Origin of the sequence: Mesorhizobium robiniae (genome assembly GCF_040545535.1) — a bacterium.
GTDB classification, from domain to species: Bacteria; Pseudomonadota; Alphaproteobacteria; order Rhizobiales; family Rhizobiaceae; genus Mesorhizobium; species Mesorhizobium robiniae.
In genome coordinates this window covers 38,512-58,381 of the sequence record NZ_JBEPMC010000005.1, presented here as the reverse complement: position 1 = coordinate 58,381, position 19,870 = coordinate 38,512, and the positions used below count along the sequence as shown (strand labels likewise).

The following is a 19,870-nucleotide window of genomic DNA, read 5'->3' as shown; positions in this document are numbered from 1 at the left end:
TATTACCCAGAGCACCAAGGTCGATGCCATCTCAACGGCTCGGCGGCGCCTGCAGCCTGTCGCTCAGGCTCGCAACGAGATCGAACAGGTCACAGGTTGCGCCATAGTGAGCGACGTTGAAGATGGGAGCCTTCGGATCGGTGTTGACCGCGATGATCAGATCGGCGTGCGACATGCCCTCGAGATGCTCGGGCGCGCCGGAGACACCTAGCGCCAGATAAAGCTTGGGCTTGACCTTCTGGCCTGATTTGCCGACCTGGCGCAGCTTCGGCAGCCAGCCATTGTCGACCACGGGCCGGCTGCCGGCGATCTCGGCGCCGAGGATCGTCGCCAGATCGCGGGCAATGTCGATGCTTGCCTCGTCGCCAATGCCGCGACCCACGCAGACGATCCTTTCGGCGGTCGTGAGGTCGACATCGGCATAGTCAGGCACATTGATGGCCACCATCTTGACCTTGGCGCTTTCGACGGCAGGCGTGGCATCGAATTGCTGCACCCTGGCGGCATTGACAGGGCTCGGCACGGCCTCCTCGAAGACGCCCGGATTGACCATCAGGACCGCAGGGAGCTTGACCACGCATTCGGCACGGACCTTGCCGCCATACATCTGAGCGACAACATTGAGATTTTCACCGTTCCGCTTGATTTCATTGACATAAGACAGGAGCGGCCAGCCGGTTCGCGCGGCGATGTCGGCAGCGACATCCAGCCCGTTCGCCGAGTAGGGCACCAGCACCAGATCAGGCTGTTCGGCCGCGACGGCATCGCGCAACAGGCGCGCATAGGCTTCGGCAGGGACGAGGTCCGATCCGGCGGCTTCGGCGGCGATCAGCCGATCGGCTGCCCCGAAGGAAGCAGCTGCCGCCTTGGCGGCCTGGCCGGCGAAGAAGGCAACCACTTCGTCGCCAGCCGCTGCGATGGAACGCGCGGCGGCGATCATCTCGAAAGAGAAGGCTTCGATCCTGTCGGAACGGCCTTCCGTGCAAGCTATCATCTTCATGGCTTACTTCCTTGCCAGACCGTTGGCGGTCAGACCGTTGACTGCCAGGATGGTGACCAGACGATCGGCGACATTCTCGGGGTCGTTGCCGAGGTCTTCACCTGAGCCGCCCTGCGCCGGCAGGCGAAGCTCACGAATCTCTGCGGAACGCTCGAAGCCGGACGGCTCGATCGTGGCGCGGCCGATCGGGGTTTTCGACGCTTCGCGAAGCTTGCTGCCGGAGACGTAGCGCGGTGCCTTGGACGCCGTTTGGACGCCCAGAACCGCCGGTATGGCCAGATCGTAAGTCACGGCGACACCGGCGCCGCGCTCCTGCGTGACCCGCAGTGCAGCGCCCGTTGCTGCGATACGGTTGGTGCCTGAAACATGCGGCCAGTCGAGCAAGGCTCCGACATAGGGCGCGAGTTGGCCGAAAAGGTCCTCCGTCGATTGAACGCCGCACAAGACAAGGTCGGCGGATCTTGCCTGCGCCATCGAGGCAATAGATGCAGCGATGTCGCGCGAGGAGATCATGGTATCCTCTTCGAATTGAAGTGCGACGACCTCGTCGGCGCCGCGCGCCGCAGCCATTTGCAGCACCCGGTTGGCGCCTTCGCCGACAGCGACCGCAGTCACCTTCGCGCCGACGGCCTCCTTGATCAGGATTGCTTCCTCGAGAGCGTGATCGTCGAAATCGTTGAGTTGGAAATCCAGCCATTCCCGATCGATGCTGCGCCCGTCTTCGCCGAGCTGAAGCTCGCCCGCGGAATCCGGGATCATGCGCAAGACAACAAGAATATTCACGGCCTCTCCTCCGACGGAACGCACCTCAAGCGCCCGACTCCGGCGGCTACATAAGTCGTATTCTCCGCTGCTCCCAATGGGCAAAAAGGTAATAGCAGATATTACAAGACGGCAGATTGACGATCATGGGTAATCGACTGCTAATTTGCGGCAAATCGGTTTCAATCGAGTTTCCTGAATTGGAGGATTTCAGGATGATAGTCATGCGCTTTAACGAGATATAGACATTTATTCTGCGCCTATACTTTCTCGTTGGTGTTTATTTCTGAGGAGAGTTTTATGCGCTCTGTTGAGCGTTCAGGAGGAGGAACCAATGTCAATAAAGAGCATCCTAGATCACAAGATATCCCGCAAAAGCTTCATCAGGGGCATGCCCGCCGCCGCCGCGGCGATCGCTGCCGTGCCAGGCCTCCAGCTTGCGCAGGCTACCTCCGCCGCAGCCACTGAAACGGAAACCAGGCCCGGATACTATGGTGCGCCGCGCACCTGGATGTGGAATCCCAACGCCAACACCATGGTCGACACATCGAAGTGGAAGAAGGACGGTCCCTATACGATCGGTTTCTCCAACGCCTCGATCTCGAATGCCTGGCGCGTCGCCTTCCAGCATGGTGTTCTCTGGTCCGCCGGCCAGCATCGCGATGAGATCGCCCATCTGCTGGTGACCGACGCCAATGACGATCCCTCCAAGCAGATCGCCGACATCCAGGATCTGATCAGCCAGGGCGTCGACATCCTGCTTATCGCGGCCTCGACCGAGGACGCGCTCGATTCCGTCGTCGGTCGCGCCATGGAGCAGGACATTCCCGTCGTCATGGTCGACCGCAAGGTGAAGACGGCGTCGAATTACATCACCTACGTCACCGCGTCCGACTGGGCGCTCGGCCGCCTCGAGGCTCAGTGGCTGTGCGAGACGCTCGGCGGCAAGGGCAATATCGTGATGCTGCCCGGCATTGCCGGTTCCAGCGTGGCGGAAATCCGCATCAAGGCGAACGAGGAAGTGTTCTCGAAATTCCCTGACATCAAGGTGCTCGAGAAGCAGTATTGCGACTGGAATCCGGCCACAGGCAAGTCGGTCATGGCGGCGCTGATTCAGAAGCACGGCAAGAACATCAATGGCGTCTTGGCCGACAGTGCGCTCCAGGGTTATGGCGCGATCGAAGCGTTCCTCGACGCCGGCTACAAGGACGGCGAATTCCCACCGATGACCGGTGGTGACGTCGCCCGGATGTATCAGCTGGCCAACAAGCACAACATCAAGATGGTCGGCATCGACTATCCAACGTCGATGGGCATCACCGGCATCGAGACGGCGCTCGACGTGATGAAGGGCATTTCTGTCCCGGACAAGGTCGAGGTGAGCTTCCAGGTCGTCACGTCGCCGGGTGCCGATACTGTGTCGGTCAAGGGCGACCGGCATCTGCTCGACCATGTTAGCATGGACGATCCGGGCGATCTGTCGCCCAGCAACGGGCTGCCCGCCGGCTACAATCCAAGCACATTCAATCCCGACTATCCGAAGTAAGCCTCCCAAGCGACCCGGTGCGCGCCAGGCTTGGCGCGCACCGGACGTTAATTGAACAGTTTCGAGCGCCGGATATGTCAGCGTCTGTTATTGAGCTCAGCCAGATCGAAAAGGACTATCCTGGAGTCAAACCCCTGGACAAGGTCGATTTTGCTGTGCAACCAGGCGAGATCCACGCCCTTCTGGGCGAAAACGGCGCGGGCAAATCAACGCTGATCCGCGTGATGGGCGGCGTGACCAAACCCAATTCCGGCACCATCACCTATCTCGGCAAGCCGGTTTCCTGGCAGTCGCCGAAGGCAGCGCGCGCTGCCGGCATCCACGTCATTCACCAGGAGCTGGCGCTTTTTCCCGAGCTTTCGGTTGCCGAGAATATCCTGGTCGACGCCCAGCCCCGCGGCGTGCTGGGGCTCATTTCAAACCGCGCCCGCCACGCCCGCGCGGCTGAAATCCTCGCACAGCTCGGCGTCGATATTCCGACCTACGCCAAGATCGACGAATTGCCGCTTGCCGACCAGCAAATGGTCGAGATCGCGAAAGCCCTGGTCGGCGACGTGCGGCTGCTCATCCTGGACGAGCCGACGGCGGTCATCGCCGGCCGCGAGGTCGATCTTCTGTTCGAGAATATGCGCAGGCTGCGCAATGAAGGCGTCGGCATCGTCTATGTCTCTCATCGGCTCGAGGAAATCTTCGAGATCGCCGACAGGGTGACGATCCTCAAGGACGGCCAGCTCGTCGGCACGAGCCCGGTCAGCGCGCTCACGCGCGAAGAGATGATCACCAAGATGGTCGGCCGCCGGCTCAGCCAGATCTATCCGCCGCGGCGTGCAGCACCTGCGGACGGCCCGGATGTGCTCAGCGTTCGCAATCTCAGGGCCGGCCCGCGCGTCCGCGACGTCAGCCTCAACGTCAGGGTCGGCGAAATCGTCGGCGTGGCCGGTATGGTCGGCTCGGGACGCACCGAGGTCGCCGAGGCCATCTTCGGCACCCGCGCCGTCGACAGCGGCGTGATCGAATTCGACGGCAAGCCATTCGAGAGAAAGCTCCCGAAGGGTTCGATCGGCCATGGGCTCGGTTTTCTGACCGAGAGCCGCAAGGACGACGGCCTGTTCCTCGGCCTGCCGATTTCCGCCAACATCGTGGCGCCCGATCTCGACGCCATCACGAAACGCGGGCTGATCGACCGGACGCAGGAACGTGCGGTGGCGACGCGGCAGATTCAGGATTTTTCGGTGGCGACACCGTCGCCTGACGTGAAGATCGGCAATCTCTCGGGTGGCAACCAGCAGAAGGTGCTGTTCAGCCGCTGGTCGCGGATCGCCAGCAAGCTGCTCATCCTCGACGAACCCACGCGCGGCGTCGATATCGGGGCCAAGGTGGAGATTTACCGTATCGTGCGTCGGCTGGCGGATTCGGGCGTTGGCGTGCTGATGATCAGTTCGGAACTGCCGGAGATCGTCGGTCTCTCCGACAGGGTCTTCGTGATGGCCCAAGGCCACGTCGTCGGCGAAATCAAAGGCGATGCCCTCGGCGAGGAGGCGATCATGGATCTCGCGGTGCGCTCGATCGGGGACCGCAAGGCGAACGTCGATCAGCATGCGGAGCCGGTCGGATGAGCGCGATCGCCATGGATATTCGCCGCAACCGGCTGATGCTTTCCTATCTGATCGTGGCAGTGCTGCTGGTGCTGCTCGCCGTCGCTGGCGGCTTCTTGTCCGATCGGTTCCTGACCTGGCGAAACATCGGCAATCTGCTCCAGCAGCTCATCGTGCTCGGCATGGTCAGCCTTGGCCAGACTTTCGTCGTGCTGATGGGGGGCATCGATCTGGCTGTTGGTTCGCTGGTCGGGGCGCTCACCGTCTTCCTGGCGAATTTCCTCGAATGGCGCCCGGATCTGGTCTGGCTTGCCTTGCCGCTGGCGTTGATCGCCGCAACCGGGGTCGGCGCGATCAACGGCCTGCTGACCGTGGTGCTGCGCGTCCATCCCTTGATCGTCACGCTCGGCATGTCCTCGATCATCTTCGGCGGCACGCTGATGTATCGCAAGGAACCAGGCGGCTCGGTACCGCGCGCCTTCGCGGACATCGCCTATACAAAGGTCGGCGGCATTCCGATCAGCGCCATCGTGCTGGTGGTGATTTTCGCGCTTGCCGGGCTTTGGCTGCAGCGGACGCGCACCGGCCGCAGCATCTACTTCGCCGGCGGCGACCGGGAAGCGGCGCGGCTGAACGGCTTGCCTGTCGACCGCATCGTGGTGCTCGCCTATGCGCTGTCGGGCCTGTGCGCCGGGATAGCGGCGATTTTCCTGACCGCTCGAACCGGCGTCGGCGATCCGCGCATCGGCGCCGCGCTGACGCTGCAGTCGGTGACGCCGGTGGTGGTCGGGGGCACTATTCTGGCCGGGGGCAGGGGCGGCGTGCTTGGCACGTTCCTCGGTGTGCTGCTCGTGACTATGCTGAACAGCCTGCTGAATTTCGTGAATGTCTCGTCCTACTACCAGTGGGTCATTCAGGGTCTCATCATTCTCATCGCAGTCGGTATTCACAGCGCGAGGCGGAAATGACGCCTCTCGAGACTCCGATGCAGCGACCGCAAAGCGTTTCCATGGCGTCCGTCTTCGAGCGCTATGGACTGGTGATCTTCCTGGTCGCGCTGATGGTTGTTGCGGCTGTCGCTTCACCGACCTTTCTGCGACCGGCAAACCTCGTCAATGTGCTGACGATTGCGGCACCCCTCGGCATGGTGGTCGTCGGCCAGACCTTTGTCATCCTGGTACGCGGCCTGGATCTTTCTGTGGCTTCATTGATGGCGACGGTGGCCGTGCTGGCGACCGCCTTCAAAGCCACCACCAACGACGCGATCCCGATGATCTTCATCGCCGCGATCGCCTTGTCGGCCGCGGTCGGCCTGGTCAATGGCTGGCTCGTGGCCAAGCGCAACGTCAGCCCGTTTCTCGCGACGCTGGCGATGATGATCATCCTGCAGGGCGCACGCTTCGCCTACACCGGCGGCGCGCCGATCAGCACGCTGCCGCCCGGCATGGGCTTTCTGGCCTCCGGACGGATTTTTGGTATTCCGGTCAATCTGATCACCCTGGCCTTTCTGGCCATTGCTTTTGGCATTGTGCTGCATCGGTCGCGCCTCGGCCGGGAAATATTCATGGTAGGCAGCAATCCAAAAGCCGCGTTTCTGAACGGGGTCGCGCCGGACCGCGTCGTGATCCTCTGCTACGTCATCTGCTCGGTCTGTGCCGGGATAGGCGGGCTCTTCCTGCTCGGTTATGTCGGCACGGTGTCGAACTGGGTCGGCCAGGGCTACGAGCTGGATTCGATTGTCGCGGCGGTGATGGGCGGGGTCGCGCTTTCCGGCGGCCGCGGCAATGTCTTCGCCGCGCTGCTCGGCGTCGCCGTGCTGGTCGTGATCAACAATTTGGTGCTGCTGCTCGGTTTTCCGATCGAGATGCAGCTCATCATCAAAGGTATCATCATCATCGGCGCCGCGGCTTTTTACCGGGCGCGGCTCGCCTGAGGAATGATGCGGTCGTTGGACCTCGAGGGAGGAAGAGAATGACGGTTGAAATTCTGGCGGATCGTAGTGCACGGGCAAGGCGCGACGAGGAGGTGGATGTCGTGATCGTCGGCGCCGGACCTTCCGGCTCGGTCGCGGCGCTTCATCTGGCGCGGGCCGGCATCTCCGTCGTCGTGCTCGAGCAGGGCGAATGGCCGGACTATGCCGACTATACCGGGGCGCGGCCGGAGCACGAACTGGTCAGCACGAAGCTCTGGCATCCCAATCCCAACGTCCGCGATAATCCGAACGACTATCCCGTCGATACGTCGACGACGGACATCAACCCGTTGATGTTCGCCGGCGTCGGCGGCAGCGCCACGCTCTACGGCGCGCAGTGGATGCATTTCCTGCCGTCCGATTTCCGGGTGCGCTCGATGGACGGCGTGGCCGAGGACTGGCCGTTCACTTACGAAGACCTCTTGCCCTATCAGCTCGAGATAGAGCGCGAGGTGGGCGTATCGGGTCTTGCGGGCGATCCCGCCTTTCCGCCGCGCGGCGCTTATCCCTTTCCGGCGCTGCCGATGGGGTCCGTGGGTCTGCGCGGCGCGCTCGGCATGGAAAAGATGGGCTGGCACTGGTGGCCGGGAAGCAATGCGATCCCGTCGGAGAAGTTCGGCGAACTCAATCCGTGCGTGCGCCGGGGCACCTGCCTTACCGGCTGTCCCGAGGGGGCGAAGTCGACGACCGACCGGTCGCACTGGCCTTTGGCGCAGAAAGCCGGCGCACGACTGATCACCCGTGCCCGGGTCAAGGAGATCGAAACCAATGACCAGGGACTGGCGACCGGGGTCGTCTATGTCGACGCCAATGGTCGCGACCGGCGCCAGCGCGCCAAGGTCGTCATCCTGTGCGCCAATGGTGTCGGCACGCCGCGGCTGCTGCTGATGTCGGGCGGCAGCAAGAACCCGGACGGCCTCGCCAACTCTTCCGGCATGATCGGCAAGCGGCTGATGATGCATCCTTTCGCAAGCGTGCTCGCCTCCTACGAGGACCCGCTCGATTCCTGGCGCGGCCCCTTCGGTCAGCAGGTCTATTCGCTGGAGTTCTACGAGACCGACGAAAGCCGCGGCTTCGTGCGCGGCTCGAAATGGAACTGCATGCCGTCGGGCGGACCGGTCGGCGTGTCCGGTGCGATCGGCTCCAAGGTCTATGTCGCCGAGGAAGGCCGGTTCCAGGATTTCTGGGGCGCCAATCTGCATGAGAATGTCGCCCGCCGCTTCGGTCATTCGCTGATCTGGGGCATTGTCGGTGAGGACCTTCCGGAGGAGAGCAACCAAGTGGTGCTGTCGAAGGACCTGGTCGATTCCGATGGCCTGCCGGCGCCGCAGATCATCTACAAGGTCAACGAGAACTCCAACCGGCTCTTGCAGTTCAATATCGATCGCTGCCTGGAATCGGTACGTGCCGCCGGGGCCATCGAGACGCTGGTTTCGACACCGGTGCGCGAATCCGGTTGGCACCTGATCGGCACCACCGTCATGGGCGACGACCCCAAGCGCTCCGTCGTCGATCAATGGGGCGCTTGCCACGACGTGCCTAACCTCTATGTCATGGATGCCTCGACCTTCCCGACCTCGGGCGCCACCAATCCGACCGCGACCATCATGGCCGTGGCGCTGCGCAACACGCACCGCATGATCGCCGAGCGCCGCAACCAGAAGGTGGCTTGAAATGTCGAAAGAGAACGCCTTCTTCGCGCTCGCCGATTTCCTGATTCCGGCGCATGGCAAGATGCCGAAGTTCAGCGATGTCTGCAGCTATGCCGATGTCGAGAAATCCCTCGATTTCCGCATCGATCTCAAGGAGGGTTTTGCCCGCGCCATCGCCACCGATCCGTCTACTGGCGCGGAGGCACATCTGGAAACAATCAACAGGCAAGACGGCGAGGCCTTCTCCGCGATCACCACGATTGCCATCGCCACCTACTACATGAACCCGCGCGTGCGCGAGCTGATCGGTTATCCCGGACAGGAAAATGTCCAGTACGATTCCAAGGCAACGCAGATCTACCTGACCAATGGTTCGCTCGGGCATGTGATCGCGCGCGGCCGCAAATATCGGCCGACCCCCGGCCTCTGACCTCCCAAGCAAACAGGAAAGGACTACCCAAATGGGCAAGGACGTATTCGATAAGGGTTTTGAGATCCGCAAATCGGTTCTGGGCGCGGAGTTCGTCGAGAAATCCTTTGCCAGCGCCGACGATTTCAATCGCCCGATGCAGGAACTGGTGACGGAATATTGCTGGGGCGCCGTATGGGGCCGCGATACGCTCGACAAGAAGACGCGCAGCATGCTGAACCTTGCCATGCTCGCTACGCTCAACCGTCCGCACGAGCTGAAGATGCATGTAAAGGGCGCGCTTCGCAACGGCGTCACCAAGGACGAAATTCGAGAGGTGCTGCTGCAGGTGGCGATCTATGCCGGCGTGCCGGCAGGGGTCGACGCCTTCCGGCTCGCCCGCGAGGCCATGCAGGAAGCCCAGGCATGATTGCGCGTCCGCCGCTCGCCGCGGAAAAACTTTCAATGCTGGTAGGCGGTCGCTCGGTCGCTTCGGCATCGGGTGATCGGTTCGAATCCTTCGATCCCTTCACCGGCAAGGCCTGGGCGCTGGTTCCGCGCGCCGGGATTGCCGATGTCGACGCGGCCGTTCAAGCCGCCATCGACGCCTTCCGCGGTGAATGGCGAACAATGAGCGCGAGCGCGCGCGGGCAGATCATGACGCGTTTTGCCGACCTGGTCGCAGAGGAAGCCGAAAACCTGGCCATTCTCGAAACCCGCGACAATGGCAAGCTGATCAATGAAATGCGGATGCAGTGCAAATACATCCCGCAATGGTTCCGCTTCTTCGGCGGTCTCGCCGACAAGATCGAAGGCCGGGTCATCCCGATCGACAAGCCTGGCGTGTTCAACTACACGCGCCAGGAGCCGCTCGGGGTGGTGGCGGCGATCACACCCTGGAATTCGCCGCTGATGCTGGCGACCTGGAAGCTGGCGCCGGCACTTGCCGCCGGCAACACCATCGTCTGGAAGCCATCGGAATTCTCCTCCGTCTCGGCGCTGTTCTTCGGCAAGCTGTTCGAGAAGGCCGGTTTCCCGAAGGGCGTCGTCAACATCATCACCGGCTTTGGCAACGAGATCGGCGATCGGCTGGTGACGCATCCCGACGTTGCGAAGGTGGCCTTCACCGGCGGCGACGCGACTGGCCGCCGCGTCTATCAATCGGCCGCGGGCGGACTGAAGAAGGTGACGCTCGAACTCGGCGGCAAGTCCGCCAACATCGTTTTTGCCGACGCCAAGATGGAGGCGGCCATTCCCGGCCTCGTTTCCGGCATCTTCGCGGCGACCGGCCAGACCTGCATCGCCGGCTCGCGCGCGCTCGTGCAGCGCTCCGTCTACGACCAGGTGACGGAAAAACTGGTCGAGTTCGCACGGACCGCGAAAATTGGAGATCCGCTCGATCCCGAGACCCAGGTCGGTCCGATCACGACGCTGCCGCAGCGCGAGAAGGTGCTCGACTATATCGGCATCGCCAATGGCGAGGGTGCGACGCAATTGCTGGGCGGCAAAGTTCCGGAAGACAAGTCGATCGCCGACGGCTGGTTCGTCGAGCCGACGATCTTCGGCAACGTCAAGCAGTCCATGCGCATCGCCCAGGAGGAGGTTTTCGGACCGGTGCTCTCGATCATTCCGTTCGAGGATGAGGACGAGGCGGTGGCGATCGCCAATGACAGTATTTACGGCCTTGCGGCCGGTCTGTGGACGCAGGATCTCGGCCGCGCGATCCGCCTGCCCGAACGGCTCGAAGCCGGCAGCATCTGGGTCAACATGTATCGTGCGACCAGCTATCTCTCGCCCTTCGGCGGCTACAAGCAGTCGGGCTTCGGCCGGGAGAACGGCCAGACCGCCATCTACGAATATCTCCAGGAAAAAAGCGTCTGGATCGATAGCGGGAATTCCATTCCCGCGCCGTTCGTCCAGCGCTGACCGGACAGGACCTTCGAGGAAGCAGCCATGAGGGCCGTCGATGTCGTGCTATGAGATCATCGATGCGAGGTTCGGCGAGCTGATCGATCCTGTCGCTTTCCTCGAAACCATCCATACGGGGAATCGCTGGGCGGAGGGGCCGGTCTATTTTGCCGACCACCGGTCGCTGGTGTGGAGCGACATTCCCAATGACCGCATCCTGCGCTGGGATGAAGAGACCGGCGCGGTGTCACTCTTTCGTGGCAACATCGCCAACCCGAACGGCAATACGCGCGACCGGGAAGGGCGGCTCGTCACCTGCATGCAGGGCGAGCGCCGGGTGGTGCGCACCGAATGGGATGGCTCGGTCACGGTGCTGGCCGATGCGTTCGACGGCAAGCGGCTGAACTCGCCGAACGACGTGGTGGTGAAGTCGGACGGCAGCATCTGGTTCACCGATCCGAACTACGGAATCATCTCCGACTATGTGGGTCGCAGGAGCCTTCAGGAACAGCCGGGCTGTCGCGTCTATCGGATCGAGCCGCTATCGGGAAAGGTCACCGTCGTTGCCGATGATTTCTCCATGCCGAACGGGCTTGCTTTCTCGGCTGACGAAAGACAGCTCTATGTCTCAGACTCCGGTTTTCTCACCGACTGCAACGCGCCCCACCACGTCAGGTTGTTTGACGTCGAGGGCGAGAAACTGATAAATTCCCGTGTGTTCGCAGAGATTTCACCTGGCATTCCGGACGGTTTCCGCATTGATGCCACGGGCAATCTCTGGATCAGTGCCTGGGACGGCGTCCACTGCCATACACCGGATGGCGAACTGATCGGAAAGATCCAAGTGCCTGAAATGGTGGCAAATCTAACCTTCGGTGGGCCGCGCAACAACAGGTTGTTCATTACGGCGACCACGTCGGTCTATGCAGTTTTCCTGAATGTCCGGGGTCTGAAGTATCCATTCGGGAAGTGAGAAGTTACTACGGAAATTCAACCTGAAAGTTCTGCCGCAGCGGATGGTCAGATGGGTGAGAGTTGGACACGAAGCAGTTACAGGTGTTCATCGCCGTTGGCTCAGCGGGAAGCTTCTCGAAGGCCGCACTTGACCTGAATGTGACGCAGCCGATGGTCACCCGTCATATCCGCGGGTTGGAGGAGGAACTCGGTGTTGAGCTCTTCTATCGGAACGGTCGCGGGGTGGTGCTGACAGAGGCCGGCGTGCTTTTGAAGGCGCATGCCGACGAGATCGTTGAGCGGATGCGGCTTGCGCAGAATGCAGTGTCTAATCTCAAGACCTCGCCGAAGGGCCGGTTGGTGCTGGGGGTGCCGCCGTCGGTCGGCACGGTGCTGACGGTGCCTCTGGTCAAGAAGATCAAGAATGAATTCCCGAATGTCGTGCTGCAGGTGATTGAAGGCTTCAGCGGCCACATACTGGAATGGCTGATCGCCGGCCGTATCGACGCCGCCGTGCTCTACAACTCGCCAAACCATCCCTCTGTTCTCACCGAGCCGCTTGCCGACGACGAACTCTTCCTGATCGGACCGGCCTTGCGCGAGCGCGTGCTGCCGCCGGGACCGGTCGGCCTCAACGTCTTTGCCGAACTGCCGATGATCCTGCCGAGCCGCCCGCACGGGCTGAGGCGTCTGCTCGACAACATCCTGGCCGAGCACGGAGTGTATCCGCGCGTCGAGATGGAGCTAGAAGCGATGCCCTCGACACTGCTTTTGGTGGAGGAGGGCGCGGGCTACACCGTCTTACCCTACGCCTCGGTCCATCTGCTGGTCGAAGCCGGACGCATCGAAGTCTGGCCGTTCGATCCGCCGATTACCCGCAAGTTGATTCTTGCAACCTCCTCGCAGCGACCGATGTCGTCGACCTTTCGCCCTCTGTTTCGGACAGTGCGCACGGAGCTGCGGGACATTATATCCACCCACATCTGGAAACCGCCGACTCCAGCCTAAGCAGCTGCGCTCGCCCAATGCCAGACGCGCTCTTGCGACCGCCGCATTTGCCAACGCTCAACCGTTCTCCGCGATAGAACCGGTAGCCAGCATAACTGATATTCCACCGACGGGTCTGTCTCGGGTTCTCCAAAAAAGGGATGTTCGTTCCAGCTCGATGCCGATCGCGCGCAGGTCCGCATCCGTGGAACGACATCGGCCGGTCTGGGAGGTCGGAGAATGGGGAAGGCGCGATTGTCGCAAGAGGGCGTGGTGTTCGCGCTGGCCGTTGCGATGTTCGCGGTATTTGCGGTCACGCTCAACAATTTTCTGACCGCCGGTAACCTGATCGCGCTGGTGCGCAGCGTATCGATCCTCGGCATTCTCGGCCTCGGCATGGGGCTGGTCGTGATCGGCCGCGGAATAGACCTCGCAATGGTGGCCACGATGGTGGTCTCGCTGTCGTGGGTTTTGTCCATGGCACAGACCGGCACGCCGTTCGACACCGCGCTCGTGTATGGCGTCCTGCTCGCCCTCGCCATCGGTTTGGTAAGCGGAATTCTGGTCGCCTACGCCGACATCCCGGCGATCTTCACGACGCTCGCCATGGGCCTTGTCGCCTATGGCTCCGGGCGCGCCTTCCTGTTTCAGATAGACGTGCAGAACACACCGGTCGGCGTCGCCTGGTTCGACTTTCTTGGCCGTGGTTTGTTGTTCGGCCTACCGATGCCGATCATCGCCTTTGCCGTGCTCGCGGCGCTGATTGCGCTGCTTTTGCTACGCACCCGCTTCGGCCGGTTTGTCTATGCGGCAGGCGACAATCCGCTGGCGGCCCGCATCACCGGTTTGCCGCTGCGGCCGCTGATCGTTTCGCAGTACGTGGTGAGTTCGCTGATCGCCTTCCTCGCCGGTGTCGTCATGGCGGCGGCCGTGTCCGGCATGAGCACACGCCTCTACAACTCGACCATGATCTACGATGTCCTGCTCGTCGTGGTGCTCGGCGGCATAAGCCTGAGCGGCGGTCGCGGCGGTGTGCGCAATGTACTGGTTGGAACGCTGCTTGTCGGCGTGCTGCTCAACGGCATGACCATCCTCGACATCACCTACACCACGCAAAACCTGATCAAGAGCCTGATCCTTCTGCTGGCGATCATGGTGGACAGTTTCATCAACCCCAGGGACGAGCAGACCTCGCAGCAGAGCCAAGGGGATATCTGAACCACATTTTGTTTGTGATCAACGGGAGGAAACCATGAAGATTCGCAACATTCTGGCGGCAGGCCTGATGGCCCTCGGGCTGGCGGGCGCCGCACATGCCGATGACGGCCTCGATAACCCGTCGCGCAATCCATTCTATGACGGCCTGAAGGGAAAACGCGTCGTTTTCATCCCTCTGGCGATGGGTTTCGACCTGACGGAGGGATGGGCCGCAATCATGCGCAAGCAGGCGGCCGATCTCGGCTATACGCTCGAAATCCGTGATCCGAACTGGAGCACGGATGCGGGCACACGCGCCTTGACCGCGCTGATCGCCGAAAAGCCCGATCTCATCATCGCGCACAATCCCGATGTGCAGTCCTACGCACGGTTGCTGAAGCGGGCCATGGATGCCGGCATCAAGGTGGTGCAGCTCAATCTCGAATCCGTCGTCCCGACCGACGCCTATGTCGGCGCCGACTGGTCGCGCGTCGGCTACATCGAGGCCGAGGCGCTGGTGAAGCAATGCGGCGCGGGCTCCGGCAAGTCCGGCAAGATCGCCATCATTCGCGGCCAGCCTACGGCAGCTTCGGACCTCTACGAGCTTTATGCCTACAAGCAGACCTTCGCCAAGGATCCGTCGATCAAGGTCGTTTCGGAGCAGGCCGCTCAATACGACCCCGCTAAGGCGCGCGCGATCATGGAGACGGTGTTGCAGCAGCACCCCGACCTCTGCGGCGTGGTCGGCAACTGGGACAACCAGGACGTTGGCGCAGGCGCGGCGATCCAGGCGGCCGGCAAGGCCGACGACATCTATGTCGTCACCTCCGGCGGCGGCAACAAGATCGGTTGCGACAACATCGAGAAGGGGTTGCTCGACCTGATCATCAGCTACGATGTCCCGCTCCAGGGCAATGCGATCAACCAGCAGATTGTGCAGACGCTGCTGGCGCCGGCCAAGGCCGGCGAGAGCAAGACCTCCTACTACACGCCGCTGACGCTGCTGACGAAGGACAATATCGGTCCGCGCACCTGCTGGCAGCTGGACCAGCTGAAATAGATCGACCGGACGAGTACCTGAGATCATCATGGCCAGCAGCGACACCTTCGCGTATCTGCGTTCGCGTTATCTCCCCGATCATCTGATCGGGGAGCTTCTGTCGAAGCGTTGGATCGACAATGCGATCCCGTTTTCCGCCCTCCTGCTCACGATCGTGGTGCTGGGCTCGATCATTCCGGACTTTCTGTCCCTGTCGAGCCTTTCCGACCTCGCCCGGCAGTTCGCGGAATTCGGGCTCGTGGTGCTTGCCCTGACGGTGGTGATGATTTCAGGCGGCATCGACCTTTCGGTCGCTTCCGTCTTCTCGCTCGCGGTGCTGTTCTCGCTGATCGGCGTGAACGTCTACGAACTGCCGGTTCCGGTCGTCCTGGCCGGCATACTGGTCATGGGCATGGGGTGCGGCGCCATCAACGGCGTCCTGGTCGGCTATCTGCGCCTGCGCGCCTTCCTGACCACGCTGGTCAGCCTGATCATCTTCCGCTCGATCTACGAGATCGTCTTCGTGAAGATGTCCACCTCGATGATGGTGGGCTTCTCCATGTCCGACCTCTGGCTGTTCATCGGCGAAGGCACGGTGCTCGGCGTTCCGACCTCGCTGGTGGTCACGCTGGTGATCGCTCTTGCCTGGCACCTTGTGCTGTCGCGCATGCGTCCCGGCTGGCGGCTCACCGCCGTGGGCGGGGCCAGGCGTTCGGCTTTCAACGCCGGTATCGACGTGCGCTTCATGGTGTTCCTCACCTATGTCGCCTCCAGCACGATGTGCGCGCTGGCCGGCTTCCTGTTCGCCGCCCGGCTGGGCAGCACAGGGTCCGACACCGGCGTCGGGCTCGAAGTGCAGGCGCTTACCGCGGCCGTGCTCGGCGGAACGGCGATCGGCGGCGGCCGGGGTTCGGTGGCGAAGGCGATCATCGGCAGCCTGCTGGTGCTGATGCTCACCAACGGCCTGATCAATCTCGGCATCAGCGGCCCGATCACCTCGACCATCCTCGGCGCGATCCTGCTGTTCGCCGTCTTCGTCGACATGCGCTGGCAGAAGCACCGCCACCGCATTCTCGCCAAGGTCTATGTCTCGCCTGCCTACCTTTCCCTGCCGCCGGCGCCGAAGGTCGACGCACCCGGCTCGCCCTATGTGCTGAACGACCGCTTGCGCTCCGTCGAGATCATCGGGCTCGGCGAGATCGAAGGACCCGAGGACGTCATCCTCGACCGCGACGACAATCTCTATTGCGGCACAAGGCACGGCGACATCGTCCGTTTCTTCGGTCCCGACCACAAACGCTCCGAAGTGTTCGCGCATATTGGCGGCCATCCGCTCGGCATGGCGTTTGACCGCACCGGCAACCTGCTGGTCTGCATCGGCGGCATGGGTCTATTCCAGGTTGCGCCTGACAAGACCGTCACCAAGCTCACCGATGAGACGAACAGAAGCTGGACCTCGGTCGTCGACGATTCCAGGCTTCGACTTGCCGATGACGTCGACGTCGCACCCGATGGCCGCGTCTATTTCAGCGAGGCGACGATCCGCTACGAACAGGAGGACTGGGCGACCGATGCGCTGGAAAGCCGGGCGAGCGGACGCATGATCTGCTACGATCCGCGCACCGGCAAGACGCACACCGAGATCCCGAAGCTGGTCTTCGCCAACGGTGTCACGATGTGTCCCGACGGACAGTCCTTCATGTTCGCGGAGAGCTGGACCTGTTCCATCAGCAGATACTGGTTTGACGGACCCAAGAAGGGCACGACCGAACGTGTCATCTCCAGCCTGCCCGGCTATCCCGATAACATCAACCGGGCCTCGGACGGCAATTACTGGCTGGCGCTGCTCGGCATGCGCGGGCCGGCGCTCGATCTTGCGATGCGCATGCCCGGCTTCCGCAAGCGCATGGCCCGCCGTGTCGCTCCGGATCAGTGGCTCTATCCAAACATCAACACCGGCTGCGTGGTGAAATTCAACGAGAAGGGCGAAATCCTCGACAATCTCTGGGATCTCGGCGGCCGCAACCACCCCATGATCACCTCGATGCGCGAGCACCGGGGATGGCTCTATCTCGGCGGCGTTTCGAACAACCGCATAGGCCGCTACAGACTGCCGGACGCGGACCCCGACTGGTGCGGGCAGGATGCCTATTGGGGGCCGCGCCCATGATCGGCGCCGTCAAGCGCGCCTGGGCGAACTTCCGCGGCTTCGATCTCACAGGCAGCACGGTGCCGCCGATGGACGGCCCGCTGCGGCCGAACGCGAAGCTCGACGCAGCGCCGCTGCTGCTCGATCTCGCCGATGTCGACAATCTGGTGCTGCGTGGGCAACAGATCGTCTGCTCGGTCGGTCATGAGATTCATACGCTGGCGACGGCGGCTGGCAAGAACGGGCAGGCGCTTTCGATCACCGGAACGCGTAACGCCGGCAAACCCGTGACCAGCATGGCGGCGGCCGGAGACCTGCTGGCTGTCGCGGTCGAGGGCGAGGGTATTCACATCGAGAGGCCAGGCCGCGCATCCGCGGAATTGATCAGGCCTGAAGGGCTCAATCTGGAATGCATCACGGCGATGGCTTTCGCCGACCCGTCCACCTTGTTCGTCGCCGTAGGATCGGCCAGCAATCCCGCGCACCGGTGGAAACACGATCTGATGACGAAGACGGAAGCGGGCTCGGTCTGGCGCGTCGACCTTGCTGCAGGCAGCGCCGTTTCAATCGCGTCGGGGGTGGCATTTCCGTCGGGGATAATCGTGTCGAAGGACCGCGTCTTCGTCTCTGAGGCCTGGCGGCACCGTGTCCTTTCGATGGGCCTCGACGGCTCGCGCCAACAGATCGCCCTCGGTTCGCTCCCCGCCTATCCCGGGCGCATCGCGCCGACAGCGGAAGGCGGCTTCTGGCTGGCGATGTTTGCGCCGCGCAACCCGCTTGTCGAGTTCGTCCTGAAGGAGGACGAGTACCGCAGTCGCATGATCGAGACGATCGATCCCGAATATTGGATCGCTCCCTCTCTCGCCACCGGACGGAGTTTCCTCGAGCCCATACAGGGCGGCGCACGCAAGAAGCTCAACATGCTGAAGCCGTGGTCGCCGACCTGGTCGGCGGGCCTCGTCGTGCGCTGCGACGAGACCATGTCCATGCTGCGAAACTATCAAAGCCGTGCCGATGGCGATGTGCACGGCGTGACGTCAATGTGCGAAGCCGATGGCCGGCTTCTGATCGGTGCAAAGGGATCGGGAAAGATCGTGGCGATCGACGAACTGGCGAGGCACGCCGCGAAATGACACCGCTCATTCAATTGCGCGGTGTCTCCAAGGACTTCCGCGGTGTTCTGGCGATCTCGAACGTGGATTTCGAGATCCGTCCCGGCGAGATACACGCCATTCTCGGCGAGAACGGCGCGGGAAAGTCGACGCTCATGAAAGTGCTCGCCGGCGTCTACCAGCCGAGCTCCGGCGAAATGCTGCTCGACGGCCAGCCCGTCACCCTCAATTCGCCGTCCGACGCGCTGAACCGCGGCATAGCGATGGTCTTCCAGGAGACCAATCTGGTGCCGTCGATGTCGGTGGCGCAGAACATCTATCTTGGCGACGAGAAGCTGTTCAACCGGCTGCGCGGCTTGAACATCCAGGCGCAGCGCTACCTGCTATCGCTGAACTTCTACGTCGACCCCACTGCGCAGGTCTCCTTTCTCGGGGCTGGCAAGAAGCAGATGGTCGAGATCGCGCGCGCCGTTCATCACAATGCACGGCTCATCATCTTCGACGAGCCGACCGCGACGCTGACGCCCGAGGAGAAGTTCCACTTCTTCAATCTGGCCCGCCGCCTAAAAGAGGAAGGCATCGCGATCATCTTCATCAGCCATGCGCTCGAAGAGGCGTTGCAGCTGTCGGACCGCATCACGGTGATGCGCGACGCCAAAGTGGTCGTCACCGACGAAACGAGCAAGTTCGATCGCGACCGGATCGTGCAGGCGATGGTCGGCCGCAGCCTGTCCGGCGAGCTCTATTCCGGCCAGACGCGCGTGGCGCGGCCCATGGGCAGAAAGATACTCAGCGTCGAAAACCTGTCGATGGGAAACACCGTGCGCAACACATCGTTCTCCGTGTTCGCCGGACAGGTGACGGGAATGTTCGGCCTCGTCGGCGCGGGACGCACGGAAACGATGAAGATCGTCGCCGGCGTATTGAAGCGCGATTACTTCCATGGCGGCACGGTGCGCTTCGAAGACAGGCCGGTTCGCTACCGCACGCCGCGACCGGCGGTGCGCGACGGCATCGTCTATGTCACCGAGGATCGCAAGATCGAAGGCTTCTTCGAAACCATGACGATCGCCGGCAACATCCAGCTTGGCCAACTCGCCAAAGGCAACAATCCGCTGACGCCGGTCGCGCCGCGCCAGGGACGCGAACTCGCCACCGAATGGACCAAGCGGCTGGGGGTCAAGGCGATCGACGCGGATGCCCGCGTCATCGAACTTTCCGGCGGCAACCAGCAGAAGGTGGTTCTGTCCAAGGCGCTGATCCAGAAGCCCAAGCTGGTCATCCTCGACGAACCGACGCGCGGCGTCGACGTCGGCACCATCGTGGAGATCCACAACTTCATCAACGAGCTTGCCGACAGCGGCATGGCCGTGGTGGTCATCTCGTCCTACCTGCCCGAGATCATGTCGCTGTCGGACCGGATTCTCGTTGCGAGGCAGGGACGGATCGTCGAGGAGATGGACATCGCCGAGGCGACCGAAAGCGGGATCATGTACGCGGCGGTCCACTGAGCCTGTCGTGGCAAGAGCGGCCGGTCACAGAACTGAAGTCGCGGCGAAACGCGGCGACGCTAATGCTTAGGCCTAGC

17 protein-coding genes are annotated in these 19,870 nt (G+C 62.4%); 15 read left to right on the top strand and 2 right to left on the bottom strand.

The window, feature by feature from the left end; genetic code table 11:
* Nucleotides 1-31: 31 nt before the first annotated feature.
* The gene (locus tag ABID19_RS15250) at nucleotides 32-1,000 is read right to left on the bottom strand and encodes an electron transfer flavoprotein subunit alpha/FixB family protein (protein ID WP_354491741.1); all 969 of its coding nucleotides are present in this window, start codon (nucleotides 998-1,000) and stop codon (nucleotides 32-34) included.
* A gap of 3 nt (nucleotides 1,001-1,003) precedes the next feature.
* Entirely contained in the window at nucleotides 1,004-1,783 is a 780-nt protein-coding gene (locus ABID19_RS15245; RefSeq protein WP_354491739.1) for an electron transfer flavoprotein subunit beta/FixA family protein, read from the bottom strand.
* A gap of 313 nt (nucleotides 1,784-2,096) precedes the next feature.
* Between ABID19_RS15245 and ABID19_RS15240 the strand changes: the two genes are divergently transcribed.
* The 15 genes from ABID19_RS15240 (at nucleotide 2,097) to ABID19_RS15170 (ending at nucleotide 19,793) form a co-directional block, all read left to right on the top strand.
* Nucleotides 2,097-3,308: a substrate-binding domain-containing protein gene (locus tag ABID19_RS15240; protein ID WP_354491737.1), complete on the top strand. Its 1,212-nt coding sequence runs from the start codon at nucleotides 2,097-2,099 to the stop codon at nucleotides 3,306-3,308.
* Nucleotides 3,309-3,382: 74 nt separating this feature from the next.
* Nucleotides 3,383-4,924, top strand: a complete 1,542-nt coding sequence (locus ABID19_RS15235) for a sugar ABC transporter ATP-binding protein (protein WP_354491735.1) — start codon at nucleotides 3,383-3,385, stop codon at nucleotides 4,922-4,924.
* A complete protein-coding gene (locus ABID19_RS15230) occupies nucleotides 4,921-5,871 on the top strand; it encodes an ABC transporter permease (RefSeq protein ID WP_354491733.1) in 951 nt (316 codons plus the stop codon). The genes ABID19_RS15235 and ABID19_RS15230 overlap by 4 nt, the downstream gene beginning before the upstream one ends.
* Nucleotides 5,868-6,836, top strand: coding sequence for an ABC transporter permease (locus ABID19_RS15225; RefSeq protein ID WP_354491732.1), 969 nt, complete (start codon nucleotides 5,868-5,870; stop codon nucleotides 6,834-6,836). Before ABID19_RS15230 ends, ABID19_RS15225 begins: the two co-directional genes overlap by 4 nt.
* Nucleotides 6,837-6,874: 38 nt before the next feature.
* Nucleotides 6,875-8,548, top strand: a complete 1,674-nt coding sequence (locus ABID19_RS15220) for a GMC family oxidoreductase (RefSeq protein ID WP_354491730.1) — start codon at nucleotides 6,875-6,877, stop codon at nucleotides 8,546-8,548.
* Nucleotide 8,549: 1 nt separating this feature from the next.
* Entirely contained in the window at nucleotides 8,550-8,957 is a 408-nt protein-coding gene (locus ABID19_RS15215) for a hypothetical protein (RefSeq protein ID WP_354491728.1), read from the top strand.
* A 31-nt stretch (nucleotides 8,958-8,988) separates the two neighbouring features.
* The gene (locus ABID19_RS15210; RefSeq protein ID WP_352929777.1) at nucleotides 8,989-9,366 is read left to right on the top strand and encodes a carboxymuconolactone decarboxylase family protein; all 378 of its coding nucleotides are present in this window, start codon (nucleotides 8,989-8,991) and stop codon (nucleotides 9,364-9,366) included.
* Nucleotides 9,363-10,862, top strand: a complete 1,500-nt coding sequence (locus ABID19_RS15205; protein ID WP_435528729.1) for an aldehyde dehydrogenase — start codon at nucleotides 9,363-9,365, stop codon at nucleotides 10,860-10,862. Before ABID19_RS15210 ends, ABID19_RS15205 begins: the two co-directional genes overlap by 4 nt.
* Nucleotides 10,863-10,902: 40 nt before the next feature.
* On the top strand, nucleotides 10,903-11,817 hold the full coding sequence (locus tag ABID19_RS15200) for an SMP-30/gluconolactonase/LRE family protein (RefSeq protein WP_354491726.1): 915 nt from the start codon (nucleotides 10,903-10,905) through the stop codon (nucleotides 11,815-11,817).
* Between the two features lie 83 nt (nucleotides 11,818-11,900).
* Nucleotides 11,901-12,806 (top strand): LysR family transcriptional regulator, encoded by a 906-nt coding sequence (locus ABID19_RS15195; RefSeq protein ID WP_354491724.1) that lies wholly within the window; start codon nucleotides 11,901-11,903, stop codon nucleotides 12,804-12,806.
* Between the two features lie 219 nt (nucleotides 12,807-13,025).
* The gene (locus ABID19_RS15190; RefSeq protein WP_354491722.1) at nucleotides 13,026-14,003 is read left to right on the top strand and encodes an ABC transporter permease; all 978 of its coding nucleotides are present in this window, start codon (nucleotides 13,026-13,028) and stop codon (nucleotides 14,001-14,003) included.
* Between the two features lie 34 nt (nucleotides 14,004-14,037).
* A complete protein-coding gene (locus tag ABID19_RS15185; protein ID WP_354491720.1) occupies nucleotides 14,038-15,042 on the top strand; it encodes a sugar ABC transporter substrate-binding protein in 1,005 nt (334 codons plus the stop codon).
* A gap of 28 nt (nucleotides 15,043-15,070) precedes the next feature.
* Nucleotides 15,071-17,191, top strand: a complete 2,121-nt coding sequence (locus ABID19_RS15180; protein WP_354491718.1) for an ABC transporter permease — start codon at nucleotides 15,071-15,073, stop codon at nucleotides 17,189-17,191.
* Nucleotides 17,188-18,303, top strand: a complete 1,116-nt coding sequence (locus ABID19_RS15175) for an SMP-30/gluconolactonase/LRE family protein (RefSeq protein WP_354491716.1) — start codon at nucleotides 17,188-17,190, stop codon at nucleotides 18,301-18,303. Before ABID19_RS15180 ends, ABID19_RS15175 begins: the two co-directional genes overlap by 4 nt.
* Nucleotides 18,300-19,793, top strand: a complete 1,494-nt coding sequence (locus ABID19_RS15170; protein ID WP_097571472.1) for a sugar ABC transporter ATP-binding protein — start codon at nucleotides 18,300-18,302, stop codon at nucleotides 19,791-19,793. The genes ABID19_RS15175 and ABID19_RS15170 overlap by 4 nt, the downstream gene beginning before the upstream one ends.
* Nucleotides 19,794-19,870: the final 77 nt, after the last annotated feature.

What these genes read in the sequence shown, in the direction of transcription:
- ABID19_RS15185 (WP_354491720.1), top strand. Translation starts at nt 14,038, where the DNA reads ATGAAGATTCGCAACATTCTGGCGGCAGGCCTGATGGCCCTCGGGCTG.
- ABID19_RS15210 (WP_352929777.1), top strand. Translation starts at nt 8,989, where the DNA reads ATGGGCAAGGACGTATTCGATAAGGGTTTTGAGATCCGCAAATCGGTT.
- ABID19_RS15225 (WP_354491732.1), top strand. Translation starts at nt 5,868, where the DNA reads ATGACGCCTCTCGAGACTCCGATGCAGCGACCGCAAAGCGTTTCCATG.
- ABID19_RS15175 (WP_354491716.1), top strand. Translation starts at nt 17,188, where the DNA reads ATGATCGGCGCCGTCAAGCGCGCCTGGGCGAACTTCCGCGGCTTCGAT.
- ABID19_RS15250 (WP_354491741.1), bottom strand. Translation starts at nt 1,000, where the DNA reads ATGAAGATGATAGCTTGCACGGAAGGCCGTTCCGACAGGATCGAAGCC.
- ABID19_RS15190 (WP_354491722.1), top strand. Translation starts at nt 13,026, where the DNA reads ATGGGGAAGGCGCGATTGTCGCAAGAGGGCGTGGTGTTCGCGCTGGCC.
- ABID19_RS15170 (WP_097571472.1), top strand. Translation starts at nt 18,300, where the DNA reads ATGACACCGCTCATTCAATTGCGCGGTGTCTCCAAGGACTTCCGCGGT.
- ABID19_RS15230 (WP_354491733.1), top strand. Translation starts at nt 4,921, where the DNA reads ATGAGCGCGATCGCCATGGATATTCGCCGCAACCGGCTGATGCTTTCC.
- ABID19_RS15220 (WP_354491730.1), top strand. Translation starts at nt 6,875, where the DNA reads ATGACGGTTGAAATTCTGGCGGATCGTAGTGCACGGGCAAGGCGCGAC.
- ABID19_RS15180 (WP_354491718.1), top strand. Translation starts at nt 15,071, where the DNA reads ATGGCCAGCAGCGACACCTTCGCGTATCTGCGTTCGCGTTATCTCCCC.
- ABID19_RS15200 (WP_354491726.1), top strand. Translation starts at nt 10,903, where the DNA reads ATGTCGTGCTATGAGATCATCGATGCGAGGTTCGGCGAGCTGATCGAT.
- ABID19_RS15205 (WP_435528729.1), top strand. Translation starts at nt 9,363, where the DNA reads ATGATTGCGCGTCCGCCGCTCGCCGCGGAAAAACTTTCAATGCTGGTA.
- ABID19_RS15215 (WP_354491728.1), top strand. Translation starts at nt 8,550, where the DNA reads ATGTCGAAAGAGAACGCCTTCTTCGCGCTCGCCGATTTCCTGATTCCG.
- ABID19_RS15235 (WP_354491735.1), top strand. Translation starts at nt 3,383, where the DNA reads ATGTCAGCGTCTGTTATTGAGCTCAGCCAGATCGAAAAGGACTATCCT.
- ABID19_RS15240 (WP_354491737.1), top strand. Translation starts at nt 2,097, where the DNA reads ATGTCAATAAAGAGCATCCTAGATCACAAGATATCCCGCAAAAGCTTC.